At 73.6% G+C, this 13730-nt stretch carries 12 protein-coding genes; 6 read left to right on the top strand and 6 right to left on the bottom strand.

What is annotated here, in order from left to right; translation table 11 throughout:
- The first annotated feature begins 38 nt into the window (after positions 1 to 38).
- Positions 39 to 1037 carry a tyrosine-type recombinase/integrase gene (locus HNR22_RS03890; RefSeq protein WP_179779109.1) on the top strand — a complete coding sequence of 333 codons (999 nt, stop codon included), beginning with the start codon at positions 39 to 41 and terminating at the stop codon, positions 1035 to 1037.
- A 28-nt stretch (positions 1038 to 1065) separates the two neighbouring features.
- Here the strand turns inward: HNR22_RS03890 and HNR22_RS03895 are convergent, their stop codons facing one another.
- A complete protein-coding gene (locus tag HNR22_RS03895) occupies positions 1066 to 1437 on the bottom strand; it encodes a VOC family protein (RefSeq protein ID WP_099853547.1) in 372 nt (123 codons plus the stop codon).
- Between the two features lie 77 nt (positions 1438 to 1514).
- On the opposite strand from HNR22_RS03895, the gene HNR22_RS03900 reads away from it, so the two are divergent.
- Complete coding sequence (locus HNR22_RS03900; protein WP_179779110.1) at positions 1515 to 2360, top strand: LLM class flavin-dependent oxidoreductase; 846 nt, start codon at positions 1515 to 1517, stop codon at positions 2358 to 2360.
- 38 nt (positions 2361 to 2398) lie between these two features.
- On the opposite strand, the gene HNR22_RS03905 is transcribed toward HNR22_RS03900, so the two are convergent.
- Positions 2399 to 4102 carry an acyl-CoA dehydrogenase family protein gene (locus HNR22_RS03905; protein WP_179779111.1) on the bottom strand — a complete coding sequence of 568 codons (1704 nt, stop codon included), beginning with the start codon at positions 4100 to 4102 and terminating at the stop codon, positions 2399 to 2401.
- A 147-nt stretch (positions 4103 to 4249) separates the two neighbouring features.
- On the opposite strand from HNR22_RS03905, the gene HNR22_RS03910 reads away from it, so the two are divergent.
- From HNR22_RS03910 to HNR22_RS03920, 3 genes are all read left to right on the top strand, one after another.
- A complete protein-coding gene (locus HNR22_RS03910) occupies positions 4250 to 4708 on the top strand; it encodes an Rv0361 family membrane protein (protein ID WP_179779112.1) in 459 nt (152 codons plus the stop codon).
- Entirely contained in the window at positions 4695 to 5897 is a 1203-nt protein-coding gene (locus HNR22_RS03915; protein WP_179779113.1) for a low temperature requirement protein A, read from the top strand. Before HNR22_RS03910 ends, HNR22_RS03915 begins: the two co-directional genes overlap by 14 nt.
- Before the next feature lie 125 nt (positions 5898 to 6022).
- A complete protein-coding gene (locus HNR22_RS03920) occupies positions 6023 to 9130 on the top strand; it encodes an AfsR/SARP family transcriptional regulator (RefSeq protein WP_179779114.1) in 3108 nt (1035 codons plus the stop codon).
- Here the strand turns inward: HNR22_RS03920 and HNR22_RS03925 are convergent.
- Entirely contained in the window at positions 9118 to 9651 is a 534-nt protein-coding gene (locus HNR22_RS03925) for a calcium-binding protein (protein WP_179779115.1), read from the bottom strand. The genes HNR22_RS03920 and HNR22_RS03925 overlap by 13 nt on opposite strands.
- Positions 9652 to 9851: 200 nt before the next feature.
- Between HNR22_RS03925 and HNR22_RS03930 the strand changes: the two genes are divergently transcribed.
- Positions 9852 to 10700, top strand: a complete 849-nt coding sequence (locus HNR22_RS03930) for a hypothetical protein (RefSeq protein ID WP_179779116.1) — start codon at positions 9852 to 9854, stop codon at positions 10698 to 10700.
- A gap of 60 nt (positions 10701 to 10760) precedes the next feature.
- Here the strand turns inward: HNR22_RS03930 and HNR22_RS03935 are convergent, their stop codons facing one another.
- From HNR22_RS03935 to HNR22_RS03945, 3 genes are read right to left on the bottom strand one after another with little or no spacing between them, the layout of a single operon-like run.
- Entirely contained in the window at positions 10761 to 11477 is a 717-nt protein-coding gene (locus HNR22_RS03935) for a thymidine kinase (protein WP_179779117.1), read from the bottom strand.
- 56 nt (positions 11478 to 11533) lie between these two features.
- Positions 11534 to 12925 carry an MFS transporter gene (locus HNR22_RS03940; RefSeq protein WP_179779118.1) on the bottom strand — a complete coding sequence of 464 codons (1392 nt, stop codon included), beginning with the start codon at positions 12923 to 12925 and terminating at the stop codon, positions 11534 to 11536.
- Between the two features lie 17 nt (positions 12926 to 12942).
- Positions 12943 to 13710, bottom strand: a complete 768-nt coding sequence (locus tag HNR22_RS03945) for a glycerophosphodiester phosphodiesterase family protein (protein ID WP_179779119.1) — start codon at positions 13708 to 13710, stop codon at positions 12943 to 12945.
- Between the last annotated feature and the right edge of the window lie 20 nt (positions 13711 to 13730).

A 13730-nucleotide genomic window follows, 5' to 3' on the forward strand; every position in this document is an offset into this window, starting at 1 on the left:
GCACGCCGATCCCACCCGAGGCTGAGAACCTTTTTCACATGGTGTTCTCCGACGCTCCGGTGCTGGCCCGCCCGTCCGCGCCGCCCGTGCTGCCGAGTGGGCCGGTCGAGGTCACCGAGGCGTGGCTGCGTAACCGGCGGTTGTCCGAGCACACCCGCGACGCGTACCGACGCGACGTCACCGGCTGGCTCACCTGGTGCGCCGGCCGGGACCTGGACCCACTGCGGGCCACGTTCCTGCACGTCAACGATTACGCCCGGGCGTTGGAGTCCACAGTCGCCGCCCGCAGCGGCCGGCCGCTGACCCCGGCGACCGTGGCGCGACGGCTCTCCGCGCTGTCCAGTTGGTACGACTTCCTGGTGAAGCTGGGCGCGGTGCCGGCCAACCCGGTCGCCGGCGCGGACCGGCCCCGCGTCGACCGGGACCACTCCGCCACTCTCGGGCTCACCCCGGAGGAGGTGGACGCCCTGCTCGCCGCCTCCGACGCGGACACGGGCGCGACCGCCCTGCGCAACCGGGCGGCGATCGCGCTCCTCGCCGACCTGGGCCTGCGGGTCGGGGAGCTGATCTCGCTGGACCTGACCGACCTCGGCACCGAACGCGGACATCGCAGCGTGCGTTTCGTCGGCAAGGGCGGCAAGCAACGCCGTCGGGCCCTCACCCCCGGCAGCGGGTACGCCGTGGACGCCTACCTGGCCCAGCGGGCCGCCGCCACCGGTGTGCCGGTGACACAGTTGACCGGGCCACTGCTGGTCACCGCCAGCGGTGCCCGGCTGGACCGGCACTCGGTGTTCCGGATGGTCCGCCGGCTAGCCCGGGCCGCCGGCATCCCGGCCTGGGCCAAGCTGTCCCCACACTCCCTGCGCCACGCCTTCGCCACCACCGCCCGCTCGGAGGGCGTGCCGCTGGAGGACGTGCAGGACGCGATGGGGCACGCCGACCCGCGCACCACCCGCCGCTACGACCGGGACCGGCACAACCTCGACCGTGACCCGGCCTACGTGGTGTGGGCGGCGCGGTCCCGTCGGAGCAGTTGAGCCGCAGCGGCCGCCCCCGGCGTGCCGCTCAGCTCTGCGGTCGGGGGCAGATGCAGAACGGCTGCCCGATCGGGTCGAGAAGCACCACCCACCGCTCGCCGCCGGGCTGGAAGTCCGGCTTCGAGGCGCCCGCCGCGACGAACGTCTCCTCCGCCGTGGCGAGGTCGTCGACGTACAGGTCCAGGTGGTAGCGCTTGTCGCCCGACGGGTCCGGCCAGGACGGCGGACGGTAACCCTCGACCAGCCCGAAGCCGATGGAGACACCACCGGAGCTGATCATCGCGTACTCGGGTTGGCTGTGGGTGATCTCCCAGCCGAGCGCCTGGTGGTAGAACGCGGCGTGGCCGGCGGGGTCGGAACTGTCGAGGTTGACCATGGCGAGGTCCGCAGAGGCTGTCACGCCAGCAGTATGCCGCCGGGCCCCGACAAGCTCGCGTGACCGACACACGCGTCAGACCCCCGTCCTACGGTCGACGGATGAGACATGGCCTGGAGATCTCCTGCGGTGGCGCCGCCATCCCGGTGTCCGTTCTGGTGGAGTTGGGTGAGCTGGCCGAACACGCCGGTTGGGACGGCGTGTTCCTGGAGGACTACCTCATCCACTACAGCGGGGACGATCCGTCCACCTACGACCCGTGGCTGGTGCTCGCCGCGATCGCCGGACGCACCGGGCGGGTACGGCTGGGCACCACGGTCACCGCGCTGCCCCGGCGCCGCCCGGCGAAGCTGGCGCGTGAGGTCCTCACCCTCGACCACCTCAGTGCCGGCCGCGCCACGGTGGCGGTCGGCGTCGGAGACCCCGGCGACCGGGGGCTGGTCGCGTTCGGCGAGCAGACCGAGGTGTCGGTGCGCGCCGCGATGCTCGACGAGGGCCTCGACCTGCTGACCGGGCTGCTCAGCGGCGAGCGGGTCAACCACCGGGGCACCCACTACCGCGCCGACGGGGTGGCGCTGCGGCCGGCGCCGGTGCAGGCACCCCGGGTGCCGGTCTGGGTCGGCGGCAGCACCCAGGCCGCAGCGGTGCGTCGCCGCGCGGCCCGCGCCGACGGCATCGTGCCGTACAAGCTCACCGACACCGACACGTGGTCCGACTTCACCCCCGACGAGGTACGCGAGCTGGTGAACGCCCTGCCACCGACCCGCGCCGACGGCCAGCCGTTCGACGTGGCGATCGGCGGCCGGCGCCGCCGACCCGACGAACGCGCCGAACGGGCCTACCTCGATGACCTCGCCGCCGCCGGCGCCACCTGGTGGCTGGAGTTCGTCCCGGTCGGCGATCCGGCGGCCATGCGCGCCGCCGTCGCCCGCGGGCCCCTTCGCTGACACCGGGTCAGGATGCGGGGAGCACGGCCGTCGGGCGGTCAGCAGAGCAGATCCAGGTGATGGTGGGCGTCCTCGGCGATCTCCTCGTGTCGCAGCCAGCGGCGCGCCCACAGCCGGGCGGCCAGTGCCGCCTGCTCGTCGCCCCACGCGGCGTGCTCGACGAGCAGCGCGGTGGTCAGCGCGTACGCCAGGCGCAGCGCCAGGCCACGCGCGCCGGCGAGCACCGCCGGTGAGCCCGGGTCGGCGGTCACCGAGGTGATGGTGTCGCCCAACTGCGCGGCGGCGCCGGCCAGGGTGTCGGCCAGCACCGGCGACAACGGGCGGGCCAGGTCGACGGCGGCGGCGAGCCGGGCCAGCAGCGGCGCGCCGGCGTCCTCCCGGGTCAGCGCGCGCAGCACGTCCAGCGACAGCACGTTGGTGGTGCCCTCCCAGATCGGCAGCACCTGCGCGTCGCGCAGCAGCCGGGGCACGCCCGTGTCCTCCACGTAGCCGGCCCCACCGAAGCTCTCCACGTACTCGCTGGCGGAGCTGACCGCCAGCCGGCCGGTGGCCAGCTTCGCCAGCGGTGCCACGATCCGTAGCTCCGCCGCGGCCTCCGGGTCGGCGCCGACCTCGACCCGCCCGAGCAGGGCGAAGGCGTGCCCGGCCAGGGCGAACGCCCCGGCCGCGTCGACCGCCAGGGTGCCCAGGGTGGCCCGGTGCAGCGGCGAGGACGACAGCGCGCCGCCCGCGACGTGCCGCACGTCGGCGTAGGCCCGGGCGTAGGCGAGACCGCGTCTCATCCCGCCCGCCGCCGCGGCGGCGTTGTGCACCCGGGTCACCACGACCAAAGTCATCGCCCGGACCAGGCCGGGCACCGCGGGGTCGCCCAGCGGTACGGCGTACGCGTCGTGCAGACCGATCTCGGCGGTGGGCAGCGCCCGGGTGCCGAGCTTGTCCTTGAGTCGGTGCACGGTGACGCCCGGTGCGGGCGCGCCCGGCGCCAGCCCGTGGGCCAACGGGGAGTCGACCGCGTAGCGGGGAACCAGGAACGGCGCGAGCACCCGACTGCCGCGCCCGGAGCCCTCCGGTCGGGCCAGCGCCACCGCCATCGCCGCGTCGGCGGCCGAGCAGAACCACTTCTCGCCGGTCAGCCGCCACGAACCATCCACCGCGGGTCGGCCGATCGTGCTGGAACGGCCCAGGTCGGAACCGCCCTGCGACTCGGTCATCCACTGCCCGCTGGTGATCGCCACGGCCGGGTCCGTGGAGATCAGCCGGGGCAGCCACGCGTCGCGGACCCCGTTGTCCACCTCGGGCAGGCTGAGCAGCGCCGCAGCACCGTCGGCCATCGCCACCGGGCAGGAGAACGTCGCGGACTCCGGCCCGTACAGGTGAAGCAGGGCGTGTTGCACCACCCGGGCGGCGGCACCCCAGGTGCCGCGCGCGTCCGGCAGGTAGGGCAGCGCGACCACGGCGTGCCGGGCGGCGGCGGCGCGCTGCTCCTGCCAGCCGGCGGAGGTGTCGATCCGGTCGACCCGGGCGCCCCACGGGTCGTAGCGGACCAGCGCCGGCGGGTGCGCCTCCGCGTCGGCGTGCGCGGCGCGCAAGGGCCCGGCGACGTCCGCGGCCAGGTCGGCGAGACGGCCCTTGGCGGCGGCGTGCCCGGCCGGGCCGAGGTGACGCTCCAGCCAGGACCGCAGCAGGCCATCACCGGCGTACGGGTCGACGGGGGGTGGTACCGGCTGCACGAAGCGGCTCATCGATCGGCTCCTGGCACTGCTCGGGGGGTGTGCGCCGACGGTAGACGATCCGTGGCCGCTGCGAACAGGGCACACCCACTGACCGGAGGCACCCAGTTTCCGACTTGTCGTACCCCGGTGCGACCGCGTTCTCTACGGTCGGTAGTCGTGGGTGCCGGCCAGCCTTGGAGCCGACCGGCCCGGCGCAGCCGCCCGATGCGCACCGGGTTGGCGTTCGCCGGGTTCGGGGTGGCGCTGTGCTGCGTCGGGGTGGCCGGGCTGGCCGCCTGGAACCTGCAGACCGTCCGTCAGGCCGCCGGCCCGGTTCGGGAGACCGCCGACGGGTTCCTCAACGAGGTGGCCCTCGGCGACAGCGACAGGGCGTACGACCGGCTCTGCGAGGACGCGCGCAGCCGGTGGAGCGCGATCGGCTTCACCAGTTGGGTGCGTACGCCGCCGATGGTCACCGACTACGAGATCACTGACGTGTCGGTCACCACCCGCAGCGGACGACCGCAGGGCACGGTGACGGTGAAGCTGACCCGCGACGGCGGGCTCAGCGAGGAACGCCGCCTGCCGGTGGTCCGCGAGGGCGGCGACTGGCGGGTGTGCGGTGACCCCTTCTGAGCCGCTGGTCGTTCGGCCGAAGCGGCCCTGGTTGCTACGCGAGCGTCGGGGGGTGGAGCCGACCACGTCGATGGAGCTCTTCTTCGATCTGGTCTTCATCTTCACCACCACCCAGTTGGCGCACTATCTGATCGCGCATCCGGACTGGCGTGGCGCCGCCCGCACCGCGCTCCTGCTGGCACTGGTCTGGTTCGTGTGGATCTACACCGCCTGGGGCACGAACTGGCTGCGACCCGACCAGGCGCCGGTGCGGGCGCTGCTGATCGCGCTGATGCTGGGCAGCATGCTGCTCTCGGCGGCGATCCCCGAGGCGTTCGCCGGCACCGGTTTGGTCTTCGCGCTGGTCTACGCGAGCGTGCAGATGGGCCGCACCGTGTTCGCGCTGTGGTCGGTGCAGGGTCAACCGTGGCTGGTCGACGGGTTTCAGAAGACGCTGCCATGGTTCGCCGTGACCTCGTCGCTCGTGGTGGTCGGCGCGGTGGTCGGCGGAGCCTTCCAGGAGGCGCTCTGGGCGGCGGCGATCGTGATCGAGGTGATCGGCCTCTCGACCGGGTTCCCGGTGCCCGGTCTGGGCCGCAGTCCCGCTGAGCGGTGGATGGTGGAGGGCGGGCACCTGGCCGAGCGGTGCCAGGCGTTCATCCTCATCGCCCTGGGTGAGTCGATCCTGGTCACCGGGAGCACACTCGCGCAGCACCTGGACCTGACGATGTCCGGCGCGTTCGTGCTGGCGTTCGCCGGTTCGGTGGCGCTGTGGTGGGTGTACTTCGCCCGGTCCGCCCCGGCGGCGGCGGAGGTCATCGCGCGAGCCGGTGAGCGCACCGGCGGTCTGGGCCGGCTGGCGTTCAACTACCTGCACCCCGTGATGGTCGCCGGGATCATCGTCACCTCGGCGGGCGACGAGCAGCTCCTGCGTGAACCGGGTGCCCCCGCCACCACGACCGCCGCCCTGTTCGTCCTGGGCGGCCCGGCGTTGTTCCTCGCCGGGCACGCCGCCTACAAGGCGGTGCTGTGGCGGACCCTGCCGACAAGCCGGATCGCGGCGGTGGTGCTCCTGCTCGCGTTGGTGCCGGTGTGTGTGGGACTGGGGGCCACCGTCGCGGTGTGCGCCGCGCTGGCGTTGGCGGTGATCATCGCCGTGATCATGGCCGATCGCTTCCGGGTACGGCGAGGCGTCCCGCAGCCGTCCTGACCCGCCCGGACCCACTGCGTCGGTTCTTGGACAACGTCACCGCAGGTGGGCACCCGGGTGGTTAGCGTGGGTCACCGGCCCTCCGGGTGACCTTCCGCGGTGCTCGGACGAGCGGAGGCGACGCGATGGCAACCGAGCAGCGGCCCCGGCCACGGCGGTGGCTGATGCTGGTGGCCGCCGCCGGGTACGGCAAGACCACCGTTCTGGAGACCGTCGGCGGGGACGAGCCGACGGCCTGTCACCGGGCGACGGACCTGATCGACGCTGCGACGCGCACCACCAGCCCGCCGACGGGCACGCAACCGCCGGCCCGGGTCGCCGTGGACGAGGTGTCCGCGCTCACCGGGGACGACCAACTGACCCTGGTGCGGCTGTTGAGCGCGCTGCCGGGTCAGCCGGCGGTGACGCTGGCCGCTCGACACCCCCTGGCCGACGCGGCGCTGAGCGCCTGCGCCGGGCCCGTCGTGCACCGCGGGCCGGAAACCCTCGCCCTCGGCCGGGACGCGGTCGCCCGGATCCTGCGCGACGAACACGCGGTGCCCGACAGCGACCTGGCCTACCTGGTGTACGAGCTGACCGCCGGCTGGCCGGCGTGGGTGCACCTCGCGGGCGACGCCCTCGGCCGGCAGGGCGTCGGCCGGCGGGAGCTGCTCGCGGCCCTGACCGAGCCCGGCACCGCCGGTGGGCACTTCGCCCGCGACGAGATCCTCGCCGACCTGCCCCCGCAGGTGGCGACTCTGCTCGGTCGCGTCCACCACCTCGACCCGATCAGCGCGCCGCTGTGCGTGGCCGTCAACGCCGACACGCCAGCCGACGCCACCGCGCGGGCGCTGCGCTGGGCGACCCGCACCGGGTTGCTGGTCGCCCATCCCCGCCGTCTGGCCGGCCACACCTCGTCGACGGTGCGGCTGGTCCGGGTCCTCGCCGCGGTGCTGGCCCAGCAGGCGGGTCGGCCGGACACCTCGGGACGCCGCAGGCTGTACGCGGCCGCCGACTGGTACCTCGCCAACGCCTACCCGATGGCGGCGGCCCGAGCCCTGCACGACGCGGACGACACCGGTCGGTGCGCGGAGCTGATCGCCAGCCACGGCGACGGCATGCTCGCCGGTGGCGGCGCGCCGGACGTCACCGAACTGATCAGCGCGTTGCCGCAGGCCGAGCAGAACCCCGACCTCCAACTGATCTTCGGCGACGCGTTGCGGATGTCCGGCTCGGTGACCTGGGCGTCGAGGGTCTTCGCCCCGCTGCTGGCCCGGGCCGACCACGACCGCCGCTGGCCGGCCCGGCTGCTCTGGCGGGCGGCGATGGTGCCGTACCTGCGGGCCGACTACGCCAGAGCCCTGGCGGTGCTCGACCGCGGTGGCGCACCACCGACGGTCACCCCACCCGGTCCCGACGACGTGCTGCTGCTGGCCTGCCGCGCCAGCACCCTCGCCCAGCTCGGCCGGGTCGACGACGCGGTCGCCACCGGGGCCCGGGCGCTCGCCGCCGCACAACAGCTCAACGAGGACGCCCCGTTGGCGGCGGCGCACATCGCGGCCGCGCTGACCTCGTCCGGCACCCGCCGCGATGAGCACCTGGCCGAGGCGCTGGCGGCGGCGGAACGCGCGGGTGACCTGGTCCAGCAGGCACGGGTCCTGGTCAACCAGGCGCACTGCCTGCTGCGCGAGGCCCGGTACCCGTCGGCGCTGGCCACCGCCGTACGGGCGGTCCGCGCGGCGGAACTCGCCGGCCCGCCGGGAGTGCTGGTGACCGCTCTGCACAACGCGGGCGAGGCGCTGGTACGCCTGGGCCGCTACGACGAGGCGACGCTGCACTTCACCCGGTCCAAACTGGTCTCACAACGGTTGGGTTTGAACCGGGCTGCCGCCGGGGTCTACGGGTTGGCCGAGGTCAGTCGCCGCCTCGGCCGGCGGGAGGAGGCGTTGGCAGCGTTCGCCGAGGCCGCTGAGCTGGCCCGCGACGTGGGGGATCTCCAGGTACGCATTCCGGCGTTGGCCGGTCTGGCCCGGCTGCGCTGCGAGGGCGCAGGCGCCGACCTCACTGCCGCTCGTGCCGCGGCCGACGAGGCGCACCGGCTGGCACCGGCGTTCCTGCTGTCCTGCGCGTTGGTCGCAACGGGTTGGGTGGCGTACGCCGGGGGTGATCTGGGTGTGGCCCGGCGGCGCGCGGCCGAAGCGGTCGCTGCTGCCCGCACCGGTCGGCAGGCCGACGCTCTGGCCGAGGCGTTGGAGCTCACCGCCGCCGTGGCCGCCGACCCGGCCGCGAGCCGGGACGCGCTGCTGGAGGCCGGCACGATCTGGCGGGCGGCGGGCGCGGGACCGGCCGCCGAACAGATCGTCGTCCTGCTGGGCCGTGTCCCGGGCGCCGACGGCGCCCAGCGGTCGGCGGCGCAGGTGGCCGCCAACCGGTTGCTGGCGCTCGGGGTCGAGACGGTGGACGGGCGGCAGTTGTCCGGGACATCCGCCGACGGTGGCACCGTCGAGGTGCGGGTGCTCGGCCGGTTCGAGGTCGTCGTCGGTGGGCGGGAGGTCCCGCTGCCGGCGTGGCGGTCCCGGCAGGCCCGCACGCTGCTGAAGATCCTCGTCGCCCGGCGCGGCCGTGCCGTCGGGCGCGCGGAGCTGTGCGAGCTGTTGTGGCCCGACGACGAGCCGCGGCGGACCGCGCACCGCCTGTCGGTGCTGCTGTCCGCCGTGCGCGCCGTGCTCGACCCGCCCCGCCGGTGGCCCGTCGACCGGTACGTCCGCGCCGACCTGACCGGCGTACGCGTCGACCTGACCCGGGTGGTCGTCGACGCGGAGAACCTGCTCGCCGACGTCCCGCACGCCGAGCGGCTCGCCCGAGACGGTGACCCGGCGCGGGCCCGGGAGATGCTCGCCCAGGTGGCCGCCGCCTACCGGGGGGACGCCTTCGCCGACGAGCCCTACGAGGACTGGGCCGACGGGCTGCGGGAACAGGCCCGCTCGGTGTGGTTGCGGGCGCTGCGCGAACTGGCCCGCGGATACCGGCGCGACGGTGACGCCGACCGGGCCGCCACCACCCTGGTCCGGCTGCTCGACGCCGACTCCTACGACGAGTGGGCGCACCGCGCGCTGGTCGCGACGCTGGTCGGTGCCGGCCGGCACGGGGAGGCTCGGCGGGCGTTCGACCGGTGGGTCGGGGCGATGCGCTCGATCGACGCACCGCCCCCGGACCCGGATGTGCTGCGGACGAGGGCTGGTCAGCAGCTGTAGAGGTTCTCGTTGCCCGCGCCGGTGTCCACGTACTTGTAGAAGATGTCGTTGGGGTCGGTGGTGCCGTCCTCGGCGCAGGTGTCCGCCCCGGCCCCACCGTCGAGGAGGTCGCCGCCTACGACACCCCAGATGATGCCGCTCGTCTCCCCGATCAGCAGGTCCGCGCCGTTGGCGCCGGAGAGGACGTCGTTGCCGTCGAGACCGGCCAGCACGTCGTCGTCCGCGCCGCCGACGATGATGTCCCCGCAGCCCTGGCCGAACACGATGTCGTCGCCGGCGCCGCCGCGAATCGTGTCCACGCCACCGCCGCCGTAGATGATGTCGTCGCCGCCGAGCCCGTAGATCTCGTCGGGCCCGGCGCCGCCGTAGATGATGTCGTCGCCGTCGGTGCCCATGATCGGGTCGCCGTCGGTGGTGGCGCACGGATTCGCGTCCGGATCGGCGTGCGCCGCGCCGCCGCCGACGCCGACCAGAGCGCCGCTGACCAGGAGGGCGGCCAGCGCCGCCGCTCGGATACGCATGATGAAGCCTCCTGTTCGTGGACCCCGTCCGGAGCCCGGTGACGCCGCGATGACGTCACGCGCACTGTCGCAGCCGCACGTCATCGTGGCGTCAGTACGCCGAGCGCGGTCGCGGTGCTGACGCGCTCCTGACGACCGTGCGGAGTCTGGTCCCAACGCCGTCGTCGACAGTCGACGAGGCAGTGCGGAGGGAACATCCGATGAAGCGGAAACTGGCTGGTCTGGCAGTGCTGACCGGCATGGCGGCGGCCACGACGCTGCTCGCGCCGACGAGCCCGGCGCAGGCGTCCGTCGGCCTGTACCGGGTCGCCGCGACCAGCGTCCTGGACGCGACGAACGCCAAGACGATGGCCATCTCGTGCAACGGCGTCGACCAGGTGGTCGGTGCCGGCGGACGGATCAACGACGGTCAGGGTGACGTCCTGATGACCCGGGTCTACGCCGACGCGACCCTGCACACGGTCACCGTGCTCGGCGTGGAGGCCAACGCCACCAACGTGCCGTGGTCGGTGGACGCGTTCGCGGTCTGCGCCCCGGCGGGGGCGGTGACCGGCCTGCAACTGGTCACCACCACCTCGGCGAACAACGCCCTCGACAAGGTGGGCATCACCGCCGTGTGCCCGCCGGGCAAGAAGACCTTCGGCGGTGGGTACCGGATCGACAACGCCAACGCCGCGGTGGCGATCGACGAACTGGCGTTCACCTCGGCGCTCGGCTCGGTGTCGAGCACCGCGTACGTGTTCGGCGCGCCGGGCAACTTCACGCTGCAGACCCAGGCGTTCTGCGCCGCCCCGCTGCCGGCGATGGCGTTGACGGAGGCGACGAGCGCGTCCAACGCGAACTCGCCGAAGTCCATGACGACGCCAGCCTGCCCGGCGGGGTCGCAGACCGCCGGGGTCGGCGCGGTGTTGACCGGGCTCACCGGGGCCGGATCGGTGGCGACGTTGTTGCCCAAGCCGGCACTGGACACCGCTGAGGCGACCGGACGGGAGATCGTCGCGTTCGCCACGGCGTGGAACGTCAAAGCGCAGCAGGTCTGCGTGGGTTGATCCACCCGTACCACGGCCGGCCGTCCTCTACCAGGGGCGGCCGGCCAACGCATCGACGCCTCAGTCGCGGGGGCCCAGGTCGCCCGAGCGGTAGTGCCGCCGGCACAGCACCTGGTAGCGCACGTCGGCGGTGTCCACGGTGTCGCCGATGACGACCTGGGCGCCCTCGCGAACCACCCGCCCGTCGACGACGCGAGCGTTGAGCAGCCCTTCCCGGCCGCACCAGCAGAGCACCTCGACCTGGATGCGGGCCACCTCGTCGGCCAGCTCGAACAGCCGCTGCGTGGCGGGGAACAGGCGGGACCGGAAGTCGGTGGCGAGGCCGAACGCGAACACGTCGACGTCGTAGCTGTCGACCAGCTCGGCCATCTGCTCGACGTGCTCCACGGTGTAGAAGCACGCCTCGTCGCAGATCAGGTAGTCCACGCGTACGCCGTCGGCCCACCGACCACGCACCAGGGCCCGCAGGTCCAGGTCGTCGGTGACCTCGATGGCCTCGTGGGCCAACCCGATGCGAGTGGTGACCTGCGGGCCCAGCGACCGGTCGATGCGGGTGGTGACCAGCCCTCGACGGCCCTGCCGGGCGTGGTTGTAGTTCATCTGCAACGCCATCGTGGACTTGCCGCAGTCCATCGGCCCCCAGAAGAACTTCAACGCCGCCGCGTGCACCGGACGCCCGTCGAGTCCGCGCGCAGCCGCGCACCCGGCCGGAGCGTGCGGCTGGCCGGGGAACGGGTGGGCCAGGCAGGTCGGGGCGGCGGCGGCGTCGTCAGTCACGGTCGGGCAGCCTAGCTGATCGACCGTGCCTGATCTGTCGGGCGCGGGACGCGTGCTCAGAGCACCCGGGGTGGCGTGTTGCCCGCGGCCACGATGGCCCGGCGGATCGGCACGGCCGCGAGGAGCAGGAAGCCGACCACGAAGAAGATCAGCAGTGAGACCAGGCCCACCCGGTAGGAGGAGGTGAGCTGGAACACCAGGCCGAAGGCGAGCGGCCCGAGCCAGCTGGTGCCCTTGTCGCTGATCTCGTAGAAGCCGTAGTACTCGCCTTCCTTGCCGGCCGGGATGAGCTGGCTGAACAGCGAGCGGCTCAGCGCCTGGCTGCCGCCGAGGACCAGGCCGATGGCCGCGCCGAGGACCATGAACGGCAGCGGCGCCTCGGCGGGCAGCCGGAACGCGGCGATGATCACACCGGTCCAGAGCACCAGGCTGAGCAGCACGGTCTTCCAGGCGCCGATGCGCTTGGCCAGCGCGCCCAGGCTCAGCGCGCCGCCGAAGGCGAGGAACTGCACCAGCAGGATCGTGATGATCAGGGTGCTCTGCTCCAGGCGCAGCTCTTCGGTGCCGTACTGGCTGGCCAGGGTGATGACGGTCTGGATGCCGTCGTTGTAGACCAGGAACGCCAGCAGGAAGTACAGCGTCAGCGGGTACGCCTTGACCTCGCGCATGGTGCGGGCGAGTTGCCGGAACCCGTCGGTGAGCACGTTGCCGCCGCTGGACAGGGCCGCGACGCTGGGGCGCTCGCGCAGCCAGCGCAGCGGCACCAGCGTGAACAACGCCCACCACACGCCGGCGGACACGATCGACCAGCGGGCCAGGTCCAGGGTGCGTTGCGGGTTGTCGCCCTCGTCGAGCAGGGTGATCGCGACGAGGTTGAGGGCCAGCAGCAGACCGCCGCCGAGGTAGCCCAGCGCCCAGCCGCGGCTGGAGATGCCGTCGCGTTCGTCGGGGCCGCCGAGCTGCGGAAGGAACGAGTTGTAGACCACGATCGCGGCGCCGAAGGAGATGTTGGCGACCAGGAAGAGCGCCCCGCCGAGCAGGTAGCGGTCGCCGGTGACGAAGGCCATCGCGATGGTGGCGCCGGCGCCGGTGAACGCGGCGCCGCCGAGCAGCCGCTTCTTGTGTGCCGACCGGTCGGCGATCGCCCCGATGACCGGCAGCACGAACACGGTGAGGAACACCGACAGCGAGATCAGGTAGGGGTAGTAGGACCCGGCGGCGATCTTGATGCCCAGTGGGTAGACGGAGCCGTCGCAGGAGTCCGCGCCCAGTTCGCAGCCGGCCGCCAGCTCGGCGACGGTGGTCAGGAACGGGCCGAGGAACACGGTGATCACGGTGGTCTGGAACGCGGAGTTGGCCCAGTCGTAGATGTACCAGCCCCTGCGTTCCCGGCGGGTGCTCGCCGGAGGCGGGGTGTCGTCCACCGTGGGGGTCACGGTCTCGGCCATCGGGGGTCCTTCGATGGTCAGGCGGCCCAGTGGCCGCGGCTGCGGTAGACGTCGCGCAGCACGCCGACGTGATCGGTCATGATGCCATCCACGCCACGATCCAGTAAGTCGTGCATCTGGGCTGGTTCGTCGATCGTCCAGACGTGCACCTGCAGGCCGATGCGGTGGCAGTAGTCGAGGAACCGGCGGTCCACCACCGGCACCCGCCCGTAGTTCGGCGGCACCTGCGCGGCGACCACCGACGGGGGCAGTCGCAGCGGGCGTCCGTGCAGGGAGGCGAGCCGCAGCCGGGCGACCCCGCGCATGCCGAGGCTGGTGGCGACGCGCCCTTCGGTGAGCGCGCGCAGCCGGGTCAGGCGGGCGTCGCTGAACGAGGCCAGCAGCACCCGGTCGGCGGCGCCGGCCCGGGTCACGGTGGCGACCGTCGGCGCGACGCCGCTGTCGGCCTTCACGTCGATGTTGAAGCGGACCTGCGGCCAGGCGCCGAGCACCTCGTCGAGCCGGGGTACGACGGCCGCGCCGCCGACGCGTACCGAGGCGAGGTCGGCCCAGCTCATCTCGGCGATGCGCCCCGCCTCACCGGTGACCCGGCGCAGCGTCGGGTCGTGGAAGATCACCGCGACGCCGTCCGCGGTGGCGTGCACGTCGGTCTCCACGTACCGGTAGCCGAGCGCGATGGCCCGGGCGAACGCCTCGGTGGTGTTCTCGTCGCCCTCGGCGGCGCCGCCACGGTGGGCGAACGCCAGTGGCGCGGGCGCGTCGAGGTAGGCGGGTCGGGTCAACACGCGACGCAGTATGCCCTCGG

Source organism: Micromonospora jinlongensis (assembly GCF_013410645.1).
Classification (GTDB): Bacteria; Actinomycetota; Actinomycetes; order Mycobacteriales; family Micromonosporaceae; genus Micromonospora; species Micromonospora zamorensis.